The organism is Vibrio sp. VP6 (assembly GCF_028823755.1).
GTDB lineage: Bacteria > Pseudomonadota > Gammaproteobacteria > Enterobacterales > Vibrionaceae > Vibrio > Vibrio parahaemolyticus.
In genome coordinates, this window is sequence record NZ_JAPEID010000048.1 from 1 (window position 1) to 18520 (window position 18520).

The window sequence follows — 18520 nt, forward strand, 5'->3', positions numbered from 1 at the left end:
GGATTATCATCAACGAGTGCCCACACAGATTGATAGGTTCTTATTTTTAAAGAGCACACTTTGAAGTTCTCTTCAAAGTGGACGGCCATTTTAGCTAGATAACTTATCGTGTCAAACACTTTTTTAAGTTATTTATCTGCGAATTAATTCTTAACTCACTGACCTTGTTGACTAGGCTTCGCTTAACTAGCTTTCCCTTGACAACGGAGGCGCATTATAGGGAGTTCATTGAGGAACACAAGCCTATTTTTCAAAAAAACTCTCCTTTTCAGTTCGTTCGTATAGAAAACATCCAAAACGGACTAAAAGCGCATAAAAAAGGGGCCCGAAAGCCCCTTAAGTGTGACTTTAATCTCACTTTTTTGTGTCAGTGCAATTACTGATGAGCGAGAATTTGGTCATTAGTAACGATTAGCTGCACTTTCTTGTCTGGAACTATTTCACCAGCAAGAATGGATTTAGCTAATGGGTTCTCGACATTCTGTTGAATTGCACGTTTTAAAGGACGTGCACCGTATACTGGGTCGAAACCGACTTGGGCGATCAAGTCGAGTGCTTTATCAGACACCTCCAATTGATACCCTTTTTCTTCTAGTCGTTTTGCCAAGCGTTCTAATTGAATAGAAGCAATGGACTTAATGTGCTCTTGACCAAGTGGGTGGAATACCACTATTTCGTCAACACGGTTCAAGAACTCTGGGCGGAAGTGTTTACTAACCACATCCATCACTTCACTCTTGATACCTTGATAGTCCAATGTGGCGAAGTTCTCTTGGATTCGAGAGGAACCCAAGTTTGATGTCATGATCACGACGGTGTTACGAAAATCAACCGTACGACCTTGTCCATCAGTGAGTCGGCCATCATCAAGCACCTGCAGAAGAATATTGAACACATCTGGATGTGCTTTTTCTACTTCATCCAACAAGATCACTGAGTATGGTTTTCGACGAACCGCTTCAGTTAGATACCCCCCCTCTTCGTAACCAACGTAACCTGGAGGCGCACCCACTAATCTTGCTACTGAGTGTTTCTCCATGAACTCCGACATGTCGATACGTACCATTGCATCTTCACTGTCGAACATGAAGCTCGCAAGTGTCTTACATAATTCCGTTTTACCGACACCAGTTGGACCTAAGAATAAGAAGGAACCAATTGGTCGGTTTGGATCAGAAAGCCCAGCTCGGCTACGACGAATCGCATTCGATACCACTGCAACTGCTTCGCTTTGCCCTACAACACGATTGTGAAGCACATCTTCCATGCGAAGTAGTTTCTCTTTCTCCGCTTCTAACATCTTAGATACTGGAATGCCCGTTTGTTTAGAAAGCACTTCTGCGATTTCGTTATCTGTTACTTTGTTACGAAGCAGCGTCATTTCTTGCATTTCAGCCTGAGTCGCCAAATCTAGTTGCTTCTCTAATTCCGGAATACGACCGTATTGAAGCTCAGACATTCGGTTTAGATCACCAGCCCGACGCGCAAACTCCATGTCCATGCGAGCTTGCTCTAGTTCAGATTTAATATGCTGAGTACCAGAAAGTGCGGCTTTTTCTGTATTCCAAACTTCTTCTAACTCTGCGTATTCGCGTTCTTTCTCATTCAACTCATCATTCAATGCTTGCAGACGCTTTTCACTCGCTTCATCGTGCTCGTTACTTAGTGCTTGTTGCTCAATTTTTAGTTGGATGATTTTACGCTCAAGCTTATCTAATGATTCTGGTTTTGAATCGATTTGTAGACGAATGCTTGAAGCCGCTTCATCGATCAAGTCAATGGCTTTATCTGGCAACTGACGGTCCGAAATATAACGGTGCGACAAACTTGCCGCTGCAACAATCGCTGGGTCAGTAATTTCTACATGGTGATGAAGTTCATAACGCTCTTTCAGACCACGAAGAATAGCTACCGTATCTTCTACTGTCGGCTCATCCACCAGCACTTTTTGGAAACGACGTTCTAATGCAGCATCCTTTTCGATGTATTGACGGTACTCATCCAATGTTGTTGCACCAACACAGTGAAGTTCGCCGCGAGCCAATGCTGGTTTGAGCATGTTGCCCGCATCCATTGAGCCTTCACCTTTACCAGCGCCGACCATAGTGTGTAGTTCATCAATGAAGAGGATGACGTTGCCTTCTTCTTTAGCAAGTTCATTCAATACTGATTTTAAACGCTCTTCAAATTCACCACGGTATTTCGCGCCAGCAACAAGTGCGCCCATATCCAGTGATAGAACACGGCGACCGCGTAGACCTTCAGGCACTTCGTTATTAACGATTCGCTGCGCCAAGCCTTCCACAATTGCGGTTTTACCCACACCAGGCTCACCGATGATCACTGGGTTGTTTTTAGTGCGACGTTGCAATACTTGAATCGTGCGACGAATTTCATCATCTCGACCAATTACAGGATCCAATTTGCCCTGCTCAGCTCGCTCAGTTAAATCGATGGTGAATTTTTCAAGAGCCTGACGTAGCTCTTCAGCATTTGGATCATTGACCTTTTGACCACCTCTGATCTTTTCAATCGCTTGACTCACTTTTTGCTCGGTCAGCCCTACTTCTTTAAGTAGTTGCCCTAAAGGACCACGATCTTCTAATGCCGCAAGCAAGAAGACTTCGGACGAGATGTAGGAGTCTTGACGCTTTTGAGCCACTTTGTCACACAGATTGAACAAAGTCCCCATCGAGCTAGAAAGCTGCACATCACCACCGATGCCACTCACCTTTGGTAATCGATCAAGCATTTCGCCCAGCTTTGAGCGGAGATGAGTTACATCCACGTCCAGCATTGTCAGCAATGGACGAATTGGACTGCCATTTTGATCAAGCAAAGCCACCATTAAGTGAACTGGCTCGATGTACTGATGATCGCGCCCTAACGCTAGTGATTGAGCATCAGAGATAGCGATTTGAAACTTACTGGTAAATCTATCAAGACGCATATCGACCTTCCTAACCTCGATTAAAGAGAATTCTTTTGACAGTAGAAAGATGGATACTCAGTGGGGGAATTTCAAGGGAGTGAATAAATAAAGATAGCTTTGCAAAAATAGAACTATGCATCTCAGCTCTTTTGAGCTTTATGGGGCTTACTCTTCAATCCAGATAAACGTAGCTTGTCTCCCTGTCACACCATCTCGGCGGTAAGAATAAAAGGACTCTTTATCTTGGTAAGTACACAAACCGGAATCGAAAACTTGCGAGACGCCAGCCCTGTTGAGACGCTGCGTCGCTAATTGCGACATGTTGGCAAGCCATTTACCTTCCACATTACGAGGGGTAAATGCGCGCTGAGCTTTTGAGTCAAAATCGACAAACGCTTGTAGAACATCTTCGCCCACTTCAAACGCCTGTGGACCAATAGCAGGCCCTAACCATGCCATCACATCACCCGAAAATAATGCGAGAGCATTTTCAACGATACCATTTGCCAAACCACGCCAACCAGCATGAACAGCTGCTACTTGAGTACCTTGAGTATTCGTCAGCAGTATAGGCAAACAATCAGCGGTCATGGCAGAACACACAACATTACTCGCCGATGTGAAGACGCCATCAGCATCAAGCACTATTGACGTAGGAGCATTCGCATGGGCAACGACAGTAGAATGAGTTTGGTTTAACCAAATTGGCGCACTTGGCATATTCGCTTGCTGCGCCAACCAATGACGATTCTTCGCTACGATAGAAGCATCATCCCCAACGTGTGCACCGAGATTTAACCCTTGATAAGAGCCTGTCGAAAAGCCACCAACTCGCGTAGAAGCAAAGGCTTTGACATTTTTAGGTGCAGACCAGTTAGGAATGATTGCCTTCATCTTAAAACTCGTCCGGTAGACCGTATTCTTCAGTGTCTTTACGCAGCGCTTCTGTCATAGCCACCATATCGTCTGGCACTGGAGCATGGAATTCCAGTTCTTCACCAGTTATCGGGTGTTCAAAACGAAGCATTACGGCGTGTAGCGCCTGACGATCGAAACCACGAATCATGTCCGTCAGTTCCTGCGATGCACCAGTAGGAATACGAGCACGACCACCGTAGGCAGTATCACCTAACAGAGGATGCTGTAGGTAAGACATATGAACACGGATTTGGTGAGTACGACCCGTTTCCAAACGCAGACGGATACGCGTGTGCTCACGGAAGTGTTCTGCTACACGGTAGTGCGTTACCGCAGGTTTACCCAAAGGAGCTACAGCCATGAGTGTGCGTTTAGTCGAGTGGCGACCAATTGGTTGATCCACTTTACCACCCGCTGTCATACGACCGATTGCAATCGCTTCGTACTCACGCGTGATGTTGCGTTTTTGCAGGGCACGAACCAAACGAGTTTGCGCTGGAACGGTTTTCGCCACAACCATCAGACCTGTGGTGTCTTTATCAAGACGATGCACGATGCCCGCTCGCGGTACTTCTGCGATGTCTGGGTAATGATGTAGCAATGCATTCAGCACGGTACCATCTGGTGTACCAGCACCAGGGTGAACGACGAAGTCACGAGGCTTATTGATTACGATGATGTCATCATCTTCGTAGACGATATCTAGTGGGATGTCTTGCGCTTCCCAGCGTTCTTCATCTTCCAGCTCGGCTTGCAAAGTAATTTCCTCGCCACCCATAACTTTGGTGCGAGGTTTAGTGACAACTTCACCATTCACTTGAACTTTCCCGTCCAGCAACCATTCTTTCAGGCGCGAACGAGAGAAGTCAGCGAACAATTCGGCGATAGCTTGGTCTAAACGTTGACCTAACTGGCTATCTTTTACGGTATTTGTTAATACAATCTGCTGAGCCATATCGAACTTTTTTAAAAACTGTGAGACTAATGCTCACGACTGTGGAAAAATAGACTATTACGTCATTGTATCTGTTACTGGAAAGAAAGTAACGGCAGCTTAAGAAATATTTAGATTCAAGGAACAGACTCCTGATATGAAACGTCAGACTTTAACAGGCCTTTTAGCGGTATCTCTTCTGTTTGGATGTGCAAGCAAAGAAGAAATCGTTCCTGATGTGCCACCTTCGGAACTGTATGCAGACGCACAAGTCTCACTTCAAAGTGGCAACTGGCTTTCTGCGATTGAGAAACTGGAAGCGTTAGACTCACGTTACCCATTTGGTGCCTACTCTGAACAGGTGCAACTTGACCTTATTTACGCATACTACAAAAACGACGACCTAGCGTTAGGCTTAGCAACCATCTCTCGCTTTATGCGCCTAAACCCGACTCATGAAAAAATGGACTGGGTACTTTACATGCGTGGCCTGAGCCACATGGCTCAAGATCGTAACTTTATGCACGACCTGTTTAACATCGATCGTAGCGACCGCGACCCAGAGCCCGTGAAAAAAGCATTTGATGACTTTAAGAAGCTGCTTCAACGTTATCCAAACAGCCCATATGCGGAAGATGCACAAAAACGCATGGTGGCCTTAAAAAACCGCTTGGCGAATTACGATTTAGCTACCGCTGATTTTTACCTTCGCCGTGAAGCATGGATTGCTGCCATTAACCGTAGCCAAGAGCTTCAAAAATCATTCCCTGATACAGAAGCAGCTCGCAAATCGTTAGAAATTCAGCTGGAAGCCTACAAGCAGCTGCAACTAGAAGATGCCGTTGCAAGAACAGAAGCGCTCATTAAGCTAAATCCTGTCAAATAAACGCCTACCGCCACAGCTCAAACTGTGGCGGTTTTGTTTTCTACCACCAATTCCTTCAAACGCCTACCGCCACAGCTCAAACTGTGGCGGTTTTGTTTTCTACCACCAATTCCTTCTCTTTGAACAATCTTGATGATTTTTTGAGCACAACTTATGCTTAGAGTTCTACTCCACCATTAAACTGGACGTGAACGTGACCATATCTAAGTTTTGGGCAATGCTGTTCTTTCTGTTGTCGGCGTCCGTTTACGCTTTGGAAATCTCACCATTAAAACAGCCTCCGTACACGGGTGACTTAGATGTCATCAAAGAGAAAAACGTATTGCGCGTTTTAGTCTCTGCCGATTTAGGCTTCTACTATATCGAAGGAGGAACACCAAAAGGGATTGGCGCAGAGCTGCTGGCTCACTTTGAAAAAGATTTACGCAAAATAAAACCCAAACTGAACGTACAAATCATCCCTCTAGCGCGAGACCAATTGCTCCCTTCTCTCGAAAACGGCTCTGGTGATTTAGTGGTGGCAAACTTGACGATCACAGAGGCCCGCAAACAAAAAGTCGACTTCAGTACCCCAATCTTATCCGGCATCGAAGAGTGGGTGATCACCAACAAAAATACTCCAACCATCACTAAACTTGAGCAGTTGAGCGGTAAGGAGATTTGGGTACGTGCCAGTTCCAGCTACTTTGAAAGTATTCAAGCCGTCAACAAAACACTGAACAAGAAAGGCTTACCGCCAATTATCGTGCACTTCATCGAGGAGACTCTACAAGATTACGAACTCGTCGGCATGCTCAACAATGGCTATATCAAAGCCATCGTTTTAGATAGCCACAAAGCCAAACTTTGGCTCAATGCGATGGATGACATCAAAGCGCATAAGAAAGTCCCTCTTCGCAAAAACGGCAACATCGCTTGGGTCATGCGACAAAACAGTCCTCAACTCAAAGCAGTGGTGAACAAATTCATCCAAAAATCTCGCTCAGGCACACTCCTTGGAAACGTCATATATAGCAAATACATCGACAATACCAATTGGCTCAATAAGGCACTTAACCCTAAGAAAATTGCCCAGCTAGAAAAACTGTCGGCGCTGTTTTCGCGCTACGGGGAGAAATATGACTTGGATTATTTGCTGATTGCGGCGGTTGCGTATAAAGAGTCCGGATTTAATAACAACTTAGTCGGCACAAGAGGCGCTGTGGGCATAATGCAAGTCTTACCGAGCACAGCGCGCGATCCAAACATCAACATCAAAAATGTTCGACAACTCGAAAACAACATCCACGCAGGAGCGAAATACTTAGCGTTTTTACGTCGGCAGTACTTTGGCGATAAGGCCATTACGGCTGAGAACAAAATTTACTTTACCTTGGCGGCTTACAATGCAGGCCCAGGTAATGTCGAGAAAATGCGCAAGCGAGCCGCACAGCAAGGCTACGACCCTAACGTTTGGTTTAATAATGTCGAAGTGGTCATGCGAAAAAGCCTCAGCTCAACGGTCAGTTATGTGACCAGCGTGAACCGTTACTACGTCATCTATAAGCAACTAGAGAGTTTAGACCTCGCCAAAACACTAGAAAATGTGCTGCTGATTCCTGATGACCCAGTCTTTATGACACCAATAAGGAAAATCACTCAAACGCCAGATATAAAAATGCCGCTTGTTAATTAAGCGGCATTTTTATTATTCAGTGTACTTTGAAATTGCAGAGTGATTAATGTCACATTTTCATTCTAGTTAAAATTTAACCACTCTAAAAAACAGGCTGAACAACGTCCCTAAAAACGAAGGAGTTTTCAGCTGAGTACTCTATCCAATCTAATGATTTGCTAACCGATAACAAGCAATTTTGCGATAAATCTCAACAGATCTTGAGTGAGATCACATTCATTTTTCATCATCAAAAACACAATTTAAAAAGTGATCTAAATCACATTCTTTTATCCTTAAAGCGGTAATCTGAACTCAACCCATGAGGGATGCAACAGAGGAAAAACACTTATGACAATGAATATCACTGGCAAAAACATCGAAATCACCTCTGCAATCCGTGCTCATATTGAGAGCAAGTTTAAAAAACTGGAGAAATGGCAAGTCGACATTATTGGATGCCAAGCAACTTTCAGTGAGGAACCGAATAAACAGAAGAAATTCGAAGCGGTAATTAAAGTTCCTAAAGGCCAACTTGTCGCCTCAGCAACTCACGAAGATCTTTACGCAGCTATCAATGAAGTGGAGCAAAAACTAGAACGACAACTGAATAAGCTGACCCACAAACCTGAAGCTCGTCGTGCCAATAAGCCTGAGCTAGTGGAAGAAGAAGAGTAAACCGACCAGATTGAGGAAGTAGCGCCGAAAGGCGCTATTTTTTTGCTTGACGCTCCCCGCCTGCTTGCTTATTGTGTTTAAACACTCATAAATTAAGCACTATTTATGCACTTAACCTCACTGTTTATTTTTGACTTCTTTTTCCTTCCATAGTTGGAGGGGCTAACTCGTTTGTGAAAGAAAAGTCAAAAACAAACAGAAAGCCTCCCCACTCGGGAGGCTTTTTTTATAAGGAAAGAATTGATGACTGACCAACCTATTTCCCTTGAAGAAATTCGTTTACGCTTGAATGAGCTCGATGACCAGCTCCTTAGCTTGCTGTCTGAACGCCGTAAACTCAGCATTGAAGTAGCCAAAAGCAAAGTACAAACCTCAAAACCAGTTCGTGATGCCGTTCGAGAACAACAACTGTTGGTTAAGCTGATTTCCAACGGCCGAGACAAATACGAACTCGACGCTCAGTACATCACCAAACTTTTCCACACCATCATTGAAGATTCGGTCTTACTTCAACAAGGTTATCTGCAAAACCTTGTGAACCCACAACAAAGCCGCAAGCCACTTGCACGCGTCGCTTTCTTGGGAGCCAAAGGTTCTTACTCGCACTTGGCAAGCCGCGAATATTTCAGTCGTAAAAATACCGAGCTTATCGAGCTAAATTGTGAGCATTTCAAAGAAGTGACTCGAACGGTGGAATCAGGCCATGCTGATTACGGTGTGCTGCCCATCGAAAACACCAGCTCGGGCTCGATCAATGAAGTATATGACCTACTGCAACACACCACGCTGTATATTGTTGGTGAGCTGACTCAACCTATCGAGCACTGCTTAGTTGCAACGAAAGACATTCGACTCGAAGACATCAAAACACTGTACTCGCATCCGCAACCGCACCAACAGTGCAGCGAATTCTTAAGCCGTATGAAAGGCGTGAAACTTGAGTCTTGCGCAAGCACAGCAGACGCGATGCAAAAAGTCCAAGAGATGAATCGTGATGATGTGGCCGCAATTGGTAATGCTTCAAGTGGTAAGTTGTACGGCCTGCAAGCGATCCAAGGCAACATCGCAAACCAAACCGAAAACCACACACGCTTTATTGTCGTCGCGCGTAAACCAGTTGAAGTCTCAACACAAATTCCAGCCAAAACGACGTTGATTATGTCGACCTCCCAGGAAGCGGGCTCATTGGTTGAAACTCTACTGGTACTGCAACGCTACGGCATCAATATGACTAAGTTAGAATCGCGTCCAATCATGGGTAATCCGTGGGAAGAAATGTTCTACGTTGATCTAGAAGCGCACCTAGGCTCAACCGAAATGCAGCAAGCATTGCAAGAGCTAACAAAAATCACTAAACACTTGAAAGTACTGGGTTGTTATCCAAGCGAAAACATCAAACCAACGCAAGTAAAATTGAGCTAATAGACATCGATGAGTAAAAAGATCATGGCAACCCAAAAAGTCGTTATCGCCTCTCTAAACCCTGCAAAAATCAATGCGGTAAAGAGTGCATTTCAAAGCGCATTCCCTCAACAAGCTTTTGAGTTTGTCGGCATCAGCGTTCCGAGTGAAGTCGCCGATCAGCCGATGACTAACGAAGAGACCCATCGCGGCGCACTCAATCGAGTTAAAAATGCCAAAGTGGAAATGCCAACCGCAGACTTTTATGTTGGCTTAGAAGCTGGAATTGAAGGCAATGTGACGTTTGCGTGGATGGTGATTGAATCAGATACCCATCGTGGAGAATCTCGCTCAGCCAGTTTGATGTTGCCGCCAGAAGTATTAGCTCAACTTGCAGATGCTAATGAACTTGGTGATGTGATGGACAAAGTGTTTGGCACCGAAAACGTCAAACAGAAGGGCGGCGCAATCAGCTTGCTGACCCAAAACCAATTAACTCGTAGCTCAGTGTATCATCAAGCGTTAATTCTGGCGCTGATTCCATTTACGAATCCAGACCACTTCCCTGCCAATCTTTAATTCGAATTACCAGATACGAAAAAGGGCGGATATTTCCGCCCTTTTCTGTTACTTCGCGACTTGAGCCACTTGCTCTAGTAAGAGTTTCAGCTTGTCTTTTTCCGCCTCGGATTTCGACTTCAACTCATTTGAGCCACGAGTGATCGTGGCAATGCCAACACCAAGCATCTGACTGATCTGACGTTGAGATAATTCCCCTTTGAGAAGCTCATTAAGAATGTTAACGCGTGCAGTTAATGATTCCCTCTCATCAGGTGTCATCAGCATGGTTAACAACATCTCATGTTGCTGGCTATCCACGCTGGATCGGATTAGCTCGACAATCTGTTGCCAGTCTCTGTACTCGGGTTCGTGTGACATCAAGTTACCTCACTCAATACTTGGTATTGATCTCGTGTTGATTCAAGAACGCGCCGTCGATACCCAAAAGATCACGATAGTAGGTTTCAAACATCAAAATGTTTTGCACATACCCACGAGTTTCGTTAAATGGAATCGCCTCAATAAAGGCGTATGCGTCCACTTTGCCTTGGGTTCGCTCTCGCCACGTTTTTACTCGGTTAGGGCCAGCATTATAAGCGGCGAGCGCAAAAATACGATTATTATCGTAATCCTCTAGCAAACCTTGCAGATAATGGCTGCCAATCTCGATGTTTTTGCCGACGTTGTATAAATCATCGCTACCTTGATAAGTCAGCTTGTATTTACGTGCCGTGTACTTCGCAGTCGCTGGCATGATTTGCATGATACCGCGAGCCCCTACCGGAGAACGCGCCTCTGAATCCAATGCACTTTCTTGTCTGGCTAACGACATCATCGTAATCGGGTCGATGTCATGCTTCTTCGCATAAAAGTTGAACCACCAGCGGTGCGCAATTGGGAATCGCAGTTCAATGTTGTCCCACATTTGCGCTTGGATACTGGCTGTGACGGTTAGGTGATGCCAATTCTTGGATGAGGCATACGCCGCCAACATCGCCTTTTCATCTTTACCTACGCGACTCAGCAAATGCGCCCACTCACTTTTCGCTGCCGCAATTTTATCTGTCGCAATCAACTCTTCAATACGAGTGAGAGAGTTTTGATACGGGTGAATAACCTTAGTATCGAGCTTAATACGATGAGATGGATATTTGATTGACTGACCAATCGCATTCGCCGCAGCTACGCTGTAGAAATTGCGCTGACCAACTAAGGTCGCCAATCGCTGTTTGCCTGCAATATCATCACCCAGCGCAATCTCACTTCGACCTAACCAATATTGCCAGCGAAGCGAGGCTTGCTCATCTTTGTTGAGTACAGCAATCCATTGTTGAACACCTTTCCAATCTGCATTTTGAATTGCTAGACGGATACGATTTTCGATCAAAGCGACATTTTTACTGGTTTTCGTCTTATCATCTCGCCATTTGGCTAGTGAATCGGATTCAGTACGAATCAGACGAATCGCAATGTAGTCCGCAAGTGCTTGGGCTTTTTCTGCTGAGAATTTTTGTCCTTTCACGACTTGCGCATACGCTTTTTGAGCTTGATTGACATCCATGCGAGCTAGCTTTTCTAACGCATATTCACTCTGAGCACGATAAAAGTCATTGGCTGGCTTTTTCTTAGCAAACTCAGCCACCGTCGCAGGTTTATCAAACAACGCTTTCATTTCTTGCGCTTGTTGTTTCGCTTTTGCAGAGCTTGGCAGCTTTTGCAAATAAGCCATCAAACTACCGTTACGAGCATCAAACGCCAACAACATGCGTTGCAGAATCAAATCGTCTGTACGTCCACCCGCTTTATCCCAAGCATTAAATAACGGGTCACACTCACTCGCGATGCTAGAACCGCTTAGCCACATATCTTCTGCGCCTTTAAACGCAGCAACTTGTTTGCCTTGTTTTAACTGAGCAACGTAAAAAATACACTGATAACGCTCACCACTTGGAATGACTTTTTGAAACTCAGTGATGGTTTTCCAATCTTTCTGTTTGTACAAGTTATCGAGATAAGGCGCACGAATGCGACGTGAGAACGGGAACGCCTCATGCTCATTAATGAAAGCATCCACTTGTTGTGGTGATTTCATGGATAGCTGCCTGATGAACGTTCGGTAATCCACATAAGGAGTCAGTGGATACTCAGCAATTTTTGGACGAATAGATAAGTATCCGTCAATGTCATTCTTATCTAATAAATCTTGAGCTTGTTCATATACTTCGCGCTGCTTTTCTAAGCTGAGCGACGCGTTTGCCGTCATGCTCACTGCACATAACGCAGCGGCATAACACACGTTTTTAGCCAATTCAGATACGTTGAATCTCATTTGTGTCATTTTCCCCAGACATTTACTGCCCCAAAGCCTAGTTTTCTTAGAGTTCAGTGTTTTGAAGGCGCTTTGAATCCATGCATTCATTCGTTTGGAATGCGGCTATCACTGTAAAACAACTTGGTGTATTAAAATTTGTACTCGTGAAACTTTTAAGACAATAGAGGCATGATGTTCCCAATAAGCAATGCAGACGCTCCTAAAATCAAAGCGAATAACAAAAGTGTATACCCTAACCGTGTAAGTTTCCGGTCAGCTGAAAATAAGAAATCTCATCCATAGGGAAATTCTTGCAATCCGGTAACAAAACAAAGGGAGTTGGTATAAAATAGTGGGTTTGAATGACTGTTAATTTAGGAACGATCGGCAATGGCTGAATACGTATATACCATGTCGCGGGTGAGCAAAATTGTGCCACCTAAGCGTCAAATTCTTAAAGACATCTCTCTGAGCTTCTTCCCTGGTGCGAAAATCGGTGTTTTAGGTCTGAACGGTGCAGGTAAATCTACCCTGCTACGTATCATGGCTGGTATCGACACGGATATCGACGGTGAAGCACGTCCACAACCGGGCCTAAACGTTGGCTACCTACCGCAAGAACCAGTACTCGATGAATCGAAAACCGTTCGTGAAGTCGTTGAAGAAGCAGTTGCTGACGTTGCTGACGCACTGAAACGTCTTGATGCTGTGTACGCTGCATACGCAGAACCAGATGCAGACTTTGATGCCCTAGCGAAAGAGCAAGGTGAACTAGAAGCTTTGATCCAAGCAAAAGACGGCCACAACCTAGAAAACACGCTAGAGCGTGCGGCAGATGCACTTCGTCTACCTGAATGGGACCAAAAAATCGCTCACCTATCTGGTGGTGAACGTCGCCGTGTAGCAATTTGTCGTCTGCTTCTATCGAAACCAGACATGCTACTACTCGACGAACCAACCAACCACTTGGATGCAGAGTCGGTTGCATGGCTAGAACGCTTCCTAGTGGATTACTCTGGCACTGTTGTGGCGATCACCCACGACCGTTACTTCCTAGACAACGCAGCAGGTTGGATTCTTGAGCTTGACCGTGGTGAAGGTATTCCATGGGAAGGTAACTACACCTCTTGGCTAGAGCAGAAAGATGCACGTCTACAACAAGAAGCATCACAAGAAAGCGCTCGCCAAAAGACCATCGAGAAAGAACTTGAATGGGTACGTAAAAACCCTAAAGGTCGCCAAGCAAAATCTAAAGCACGTATGGCGCGCTTTGAAGAGCTACAAAACACTGAGCACCAAAAACGTAACGAAACCAACGAGCTGTTCATCCCACCAGGTGAGCGTCTAGGTGACAAAGTGATTGAAGTGAAGAACCTGACTAAGTCGTTTGACGGTCGCGTTCTGATTGATGACCTATCGTTCAACATGCCTAAAGGTGCGATCGTGGGTATCATCGGTGCCAACGGCGCGGGTAAATCAACGCTATTCAAGATGCTAAGCGGCACTGAACAACCTGACTCAGGTACCATTGAGATGGGTGACACAGTGAAACTCGCATCTGTTGAGCAGTTCCGTGATTCAATGAACGATAAGAACACGGTATTCCAAGAGATTTCTGAAGGCGCTGACATCATCAAGATCAACAACTTTGAAATCCCTGCGCGTGCGTACTGTTCACGTTTCAACTTCAAAGGCTCAGACCAACAGAAAGTGATTGGCGAGCTATCTGGCGGTGAACGTAACCGTGTACACCTAGCAAAACTGCTTAAAGCGGGCGGTAACGTACTACTACTCGACGAACCAACCAACGACCTTGACGTTGAAACGCTACGTGCTTTAGAAGAAGCACTACTAGAGTTCCCGGGCTGTGCAATGGTTATCTCGCACGACCGTTGGTTCCTAGACCGTATTGCAACGCACATCATCGACTACCGTGACGAAGGCCAAGTTAACTTCTACGAAGGTAACTACACTGAGTACATGGATTGGTTGAAGAAAACGTTGGGCCCTGAAGCTGCAGAGCCGCACCGTATCAAATACAAACGTATTGCGAAATAATGATTACGACAGACTGACACCGAAACTTACGCTTTCTGGAAAGTCTGTTGGTAATTTATACAAAGGCCGCTATCATAGCGGCCTTTGTCGTATACCCCAGCCAGTTAAAAGCGCCTTTCTGGGCCATTTTGATTGGCGTTATTAAGGTATTTGATGATTTGAGAGTCATTGGGTCAGTGAAAAACATGACCGTGTACTTACGTAACTCTGTAGCGTTCTCGACAGTTTTTAAACAACATTCGAACACTTTTTGTTCTTCTTGATATACTATTCAATCTGTTTAAATGCCTTAGAGAGCGCAACATGACGGAGAAAAGACGCTTTTCACGCATCATCTACCAAGCTCCAGCTCAGTTAGAACAACGTGATTTGAGACTTAACGCTACGATTCAAGATCTTTCCTTACATGGTTTGCTCTTACAAGCCGAAGGCTTAGATACATTGAATCCTGCACTTTTGGTTGATGTCGGTTTCTCGTTCCACCAGTCTGAACAAGAGATTACGTTAACGGCACAAATCGTAGACGTCACTCAAGACCAAATACGGCTCAAGATCACCAACATCGGCATTGAAAGCATTAGCCAATTAAAACGATTTATCGAATTGAATGTAGGCAATAACGAACTTCTGAATCGAGAGTTAGACCATCTTTCCGATTTAGGGGAAAAATAAATCAACGCCTATTTAAGTAACAATAATTATGTCTAAAAAAATCATCATGCAGATCCCCACTAAAAACGGTGATCAGCAATTTTATTTGGGCCGCGGTTCGGTCCTGACCATAGTAACTTCGATCATCGCTTTACCTGCCGTTGTCGGCGGGGCTTGGTATTTGAACCAGCAACAGATTCATAATCAGACAACGCTGGCGCAAACCATTACCAAACTAGAAAGCGAGAAAGCGGAAATCACAGCGCTCTATGAAGAGCAATTGGATACCAACCACTCACTCTCTCAAGCTTTGACGGACAAGAACAACCAGATTCAACTGCTTGGAAAGCGCGTATTTGATGTGGAATCGGTACTCGGCCTTGCTGATGAAGAGCTGTCTATCGATGAGAACAACCTCGCCTTAGAAGAGCGAATTGATGCGGCAGCTATAGATTCTGCGGTTCGTGCGACCATGTTCCGTTTGATTCCGAATGATAGCCCAGTGACGTATCAACGAATCTCTTCTTCTTACGGCAGTCGGATCAATCCTATCTCAGGCAGAAGACACGTGCATACCGGTATCGATTTGACCTGTAAGCGCGGTGAAGAAATCCTCGCTCCTGCAGACGGTGTGGTTGAAACCGTACGTCCAGGAAACAAAGGTTATGGTAACTACCTCACCCTTCGTCACTCTTTTGGTTTCTCTAGCTCTTTCGCTCACTTGAACAAGTTCAATGTCAAAAGCGGCCAGTTTGTTAGTAAAGGTGATGTCATTGCGCAATGTGGTAACTCAGGAAATTCAACCGGCCCACATTTGCACTATGAAGTGAGATTTCTTGGTCGCACACTTAACCCTCAATCACTAATGGAGTGGACGCCAGAAAACTTCAACTACGTGTTTGAGAAAGAGAAGATGGTGAAATGGGGTCCATTAGTTCAGTTGATTGATAATGTAGTGCGTCTACAAATCAACTTAACTAACTCACCCTACCGCGACACAACGATTAATACTGTTTCCAGTGAAGACAACAACGAAACGATTATTAACTGATGTCATTCGCTTGAAATAGAAAGAGCAGCCTAGAGCTGCTCTTTTCTTTTAAGAGGATAACATTATCCACGATGGATATTGTCATTCGCCTGTTTCAGTAAGTTTTGGCTCTCGTTCATAAATTGCTGAGAGTATTGGCCAAACCAATCACTCACCTGCTCAAAACTTTCTACAAATTTGGCCTTGTCTTTGCTGTCTAAAATCGCAAGCGCTTCCCCAAAGCGTTGATGGAAACGCTTGATCATATCGATGTTCTCTTGCGATGCGAGAATGATGTCACCGTAGAGATTTGGATCCTGACCAAACAGACGCCCCACCATTGCTAATTCAAGACGGTAAATTGGCGAGCTCAGTTTCAACAGTTGCTCAATATTCGGGTTCTCTTTGCTAAGGTGCATTCCGTAAGCAAATGACGTGAAGTGGCGCAGCGCTTGGATTAACGTCATGCCATGATCGTGCTCTTGCGCATCAATCTGACACAAGCTCGCGCCCCAAATACCAAACTGTTGCAACAACCATTGGTATTGCTCGTTACCACGCCCATCACAGTACACAATCACCTGCTTGGCAAGACTAGGAACATCAGGGCCAAACATTGGATGTAAACCAACCACAGGCCCAGCGTGCACATTCAACATCGCTTGCAGCGGCTTTGACTTGATAGACGTCAGGTCACACAGAATGCAGTCTTGAGGCAAGTTGCCCAGTTTTTCAATCACCCCTTCCGTCAGGTGAATCGGTACGGTGACAACCACTAAGCCTGCGTCTTTGAGAATCTCATCCGCACGATCCCAATCTTTGCTACCCAAAACTTTCACTTGGTAACCTGATAGCTTGAACATGCGGCCAAACAGACCGCCTAACTGGCCATTACCACCAATAATGACCACTGAGCGTAATTCTGGGTTCAAACACTTAAAACCGGAATCTTTCTCGCTGGCATAAGACTCACGCATGGTACGACGAAGAATGTCTTCGATAAGCTGAGGTGGGACACCCATTTTCTCAGCTTCTGCTCGGCGAGACGCCAGCATCGCAGCTTCACGATCAGGGGCATAAATAGGCAAACCGTGTTCGCTTTTTACTTCCCCAACTTTTTCTACCAGCGCTAAACGCTGAGCCAAAAGCTCAAGCATTTGTTTGTCGACTGCATCAATCTGATCGCGCAATGCGTTAAGTTCAACTGCCATTGATGTTCCTTAAATAAGTTCCGTTTTAGCCTTTAAGGCGGTTTTCTAAGAAAGGCACCAGCTCTTCGTGTGCATGACGTAATAGTGCCTCAGTTGACTCCCAATTAATACAAGCGTCAGTGATAGATACGCCGTATTTCATCTCATCCAACGCCAGATCAGAAGATTGATTACCTTCATTGATGTGGCTCTCGATCATCAAACCGATGATCGACTTGTTCCCTTCACGGATTTGGTGAATCACATCTTCTGCGACCAATGGCTGACGACGGTAATCTTTGCGTGAGTTTGCATGGCTGCAATCCACCATCAATGACGCTTCAAGACCTGATTTCGCCATTTCCTGTTCACATTCCGTAACGGATACTGAGTCGTAGTTCGTCTGTTTACCACCACGTAGGATCACGTGGCCATTCGGGTTACCTTGGGTTGTGAGCAACGCAACTTGACCTTCACGGTTGATACCCATAAAGCGGTGGCTAGAAGAGGCTGCCTGCATCGCATTGATTGCGGTTGCCAAACTGCCATCTGTGCCGTTCTTAAAGCCAATCGGCATCGAAAGACCACTAGCCATCTCACGGTGTGTTTGTGATTCTGTTGTGCGTGCGCCGATCGCTGCCCAACTAAAAGTATCGGCTAAGTATTGTGGGCTAATTGGGTCAAGTGCTTCGGTTGCAAGTGGGATTTCCATTTCCGCCAGCTCCACCAGCAGTTCACGTCCTACATGCAGACCGTGTTCAATGTCGAAGCTGCCGTCTAGGTGTGGGTCATTGATCAGGCCTTTCCAGCCGACCGTGGTGCGCGGCTTCTCAAAGTAAACACGCATTACAATATACAGTTGGTCGCTTAGTTGTTCAGAAAGAGCTTTTAGACGCTTCGCGTAATCCTTTGCTGCTTCGATGTCATGGATAGAGCATGGTCCACATACGACAAGTAGGCGATGGTCTTTTTTGTGAATGATGTTGGCGATGGTTTGGCGAGATTCTTGAATAAAACGGCGCGCCTTTTCACTAAGAGGAAGCTTCACTTTTAGCTCATCTGGCGTAATAAGAACCTGTTCATCGCTGATGTTTATATTGCTCAATTCACTTTTTTGCATAATTCAAACCTGTATATTTATTTTTACACCCAACCAAATCCTTGGCGAGACAACTAAGCTTTAACGACAAGATAACAGGCTAAAAAAGAAAAACAAGCGTACACAATAAAAAACATTTAATGTAAACACAAATTTACACTCAAAGAAAAAGCCAAAGTCTAATGAGCTTTGGCTTCTAATTGGTGTTTTTAACAGT

Annotated in this window: 15 protein-coding genes and 1 other annotated feature; of the genes, 8 read left to right on the forward strand and 7 right to left on the reverse strand. The window is 45.1% G+C overall.

All coding sequences use genetic code 11. The features are described from left to right. Positions 1–376: 376 nt before the first annotated feature. The 3 genes from clpB to rluD form a co-directional block, all read right to left on the reverse strand. Entirely contained in the window at positions 377–2950 is a 2574-nt protein-coding gene (gene clpB, locus OU793_RS21340) for an ATP-dependent chaperone ClpB (protein WP_005460310.1), read from the reverse strand. Between the two features lie 147 nt (positions 2951–3097). Continuing rightward, the gene (pgeF, locus tag OU793_RS21345) at positions 3098–3826 is read right to left on the reverse strand and encodes a peptidoglycan editing factor PgeF (RefSeq protein ID WP_005460314.1); all 729 of its coding nucleotides are present in this window, start codon (positions 3824–3826) and stop codon (positions 3098–3100) included. A gap of 1 nt (position 3827) precedes the next feature. Then, positions 3828–4805, reverse strand: a complete 978-nt coding sequence (gene rluD / locus OU793_RS21350) for a 23S rRNA pseudouridine(1911/1915/1917) synthase RluD (protein ID WP_005460300.1) — start codon at positions 4803–4805, stop codon at positions 3828–3830. A 136-nt stretch (positions 4806–4941) separates the two neighbouring features. On the opposite strand from rluD, the gene OU793_RS21355 reads away from it, so the two are divergent. From OU793_RS21355 to yjjX, 5 genes are all read left to right on the forward strand, one after another. Next, complete coding sequence (locus tag OU793_RS21355; RefSeq protein WP_020904194.1) at positions 4942–5670, forward strand: outer membrane protein assembly factor BamD; 729 nt, start codon at positions 4942–4944, stop codon at positions 5668–5670. A gap of 193 nt (positions 5671–5863) precedes the next feature. Next, entirely contained in the window at positions 5864–7345 is a 1482-nt protein-coding gene (locus tag OU793_RS21360; RefSeq protein ID WP_322107826.1) for a lytic transglycosylase F, read from the forward strand. A 330-nt stretch (positions 7346–7675) separates the two neighbouring features. Continuing rightward, positions 7676–8002 carry a ribosome-associated translation inhibitor RaiA gene (gene raiA / locus OU793_RS21365; protein ID WP_005468590.1) on the forward strand — a complete coding sequence of 109 codons (327 nt, stop codon included), beginning with the start codon at positions 7676–7678 and terminating at the stop codon, positions 8000–8002. Positions 8003–8109: 107 nt separating this feature from the next. Continuing rightward, positions 8110–8232: a sequence feature (Phe leader region), on the forward strand. Between the two features lie 13 nt (positions 8233–8245). Beyond that, positions 8246–9424: a prephenate dehydratase gene (pheA, locus tag OU793_RS21370; RefSeq protein ID WP_005468591.1), complete on the forward strand. Its 1179-nt coding sequence runs from the start codon at positions 8246–8248 to the stop codon at positions 9422–9424. A gap of 24 nt (positions 9425–9448) precedes the next feature. Further along, complete coding sequence (gene yjjX / locus OU793_RS21375; RefSeq protein WP_005497220.1) at positions 9449–9982, forward strand: inosine/xanthosine triphosphatase; 534 nt, start codon at positions 9449–9451, stop codon at positions 9980–9982. A gap of 48 nt (positions 9983–10030) precedes the next feature. Here yjjX and trpR read toward each other — a convergent pair whose 3' ends face one another. Together trpR and sltY are read right to left on the reverse strand one after the other, a co-directional pair. Then, positions 10031–10342, reverse strand: coding sequence for a trp operon repressor (trpR, locus tag OU793_RS21380; protein WP_005497218.1), 312 nt, complete (start codon positions 10340–10342; stop codon positions 10031–10033). Between the two features lie 13 nt (positions 10343–10355). Next, positions 10356–12302, reverse strand: a complete 1947-nt coding sequence (gene sltY, locus OU793_RS21385; RefSeq protein WP_140103711.1) for a murein transglycosylase — start codon at positions 12300–12302, stop codon at positions 10356–10358. A 363-nt stretch (positions 12303–12665) separates the two neighbouring features. On the opposite strand from sltY, the gene ettA reads away from it, so the two are divergent. The 3 genes from ettA (at position 12666) to OU793_RS21400 (ending at position 16035) form a co-directional block, all read left to right on the forward strand. Then, a complete protein-coding gene (ettA, locus tag OU793_RS21390) occupies positions 12666–14333 on the forward strand; it encodes an energy-dependent translational throttle protein EttA (protein WP_005460278.1) in 1668 nt (555 codons plus the stop codon). A gap of 303 nt (positions 14334–14636) precedes the next feature. Beyond that, positions 14637–15005, forward strand: coding sequence for a PilZ domain-containing protein (locus tag OU793_RS21395; RefSeq protein WP_005460291.1), 369 nt, complete (start codon positions 14637–14639; stop codon positions 15003–15005). A gap of 28 nt (positions 15006–15033) precedes the next feature. Continuing rightward, positions 15034–16035, forward strand: a complete 1002-nt coding sequence (locus OU793_RS21400) for a M23 family metallopeptidase (protein WP_005460275.1) — start codon at positions 15034–15036, stop codon at positions 16033–16035. Between the two features lie 62 nt (positions 16036–16097). Here OU793_RS21400 and tyrA read toward each other — a convergent pair whose 3' ends face one another. Beyond that, positions 16098–17225: a bifunctional chorismate mutase/prephenate dehydrogenase gene (gene tyrA / locus OU793_RS21405; RefSeq protein WP_020904200.1), complete on the reverse strand. Its 1128-nt coding sequence runs from the start codon at positions 17223–17225 to the stop codon at positions 16098–16100. A 25-nt stretch (positions 17226–17250) separates the two neighbouring features. Beyond that, the gene (locus tag OU793_RS21410; protein WP_005488320.1) at positions 17251–18324 is read right to left on the reverse strand and encodes a 3-deoxy-7-phosphoheptulonate synthase; all 1074 of its coding nucleotides are present in this window, start codon (positions 18322–18324) and stop codon (positions 17251–17253) included. Between the last annotated feature and the right edge of the window lie 196 nt (positions 18325–18520).

Bases quoted from the DNA above. Each gene is read 5' to 3' on its own strand.
- OU793_RS21395 (WP_005460291.1), top strand. From the start codon at position 14,637: ATGACGGAGAAAAGACGCTTTTCACGCATCATCTACCAAGCTCCAGCT.
- OU793_RS21400 (WP_005460275.1), top strand. From the start codon at position 15,034: ATGTCTAAAAAAATCATCATGCAGATCCCCACTAAAAACGGTGATCAG.
- OU793_RS21355 (WP_020904194.1), top strand. From the start codon at position 4,942: ATGAAACGTCAGACTTTAACAGGCCTTTTAGCGGTATCTCTTCTGTTT.
- rluD (WP_005460300.1), bottom strand. From the start codon at position 4,805: ATGGCTCAGCAGATTGTATTAACAAATACCGTAAAAGATAGCCAGTTA.
- ettA (WP_005460278.1), top strand. From the start codon at position 12,666: ATGGCTGAATACGTATATACCATGTCGCGGGTGAGCAAAATTGTGCCA.
- raiA (WP_005468590.1), top strand. From the start codon at position 7,676: ATGACAATGAATATCACTGGCAAAAACATCGAAATCACCTCTGCAATC.
- trpR (WP_005497218.1), bottom strand. From the start codon at position 10,342: ATGTCACACGAACCCGAGTACAGAGACTGGCAACAGATTGTCGAGCTA.
- OU793_RS21410 (WP_005488320.1), bottom strand. From the start codon at position 18,324: ATGCAAAAAAGTGAATTGAGCAATATAAACATCAGCGATGAACAGGTT.
- clpB (WP_005460310.1), bottom strand. From the start codon at position 2,950: ATGCGTCTTGATAGATTTACCAGTAAGTTTCAAATCGCTATCTCTGAT.
- yjjX (WP_005497220.1), top strand. From the start codon at position 9,449: ATGGCAACCCAAAAAGTCGTTATCGCCTCTCTAAACCCTGCAAAAATC.
- sltY (WP_140103711.1), bottom strand. From the start codon at position 12,302: ATGACACAAATGAGATTCAACGTATCTGAATTGGCTAAAAACGTGTGT.
- tyrA (WP_020904200.1), bottom strand. From the start codon at position 17,225: ATGGCAGTTGAACTTAACGCATTGCGCGATCAGATTGATGCAGTCGAC.
- pgeF (WP_005460314.1), bottom strand. From the start codon at position 3,826: ATGAAGGCAATCATTCCTAACTGGTCTGCACCTAAAAATGTCAAAGCC.
- pheA (WP_005468591.1), top strand. From the start codon at position 8,246: ATGACTGACCAACCTATTTCCCTTGAAGAAATTCGTTTACGCTTGAAT.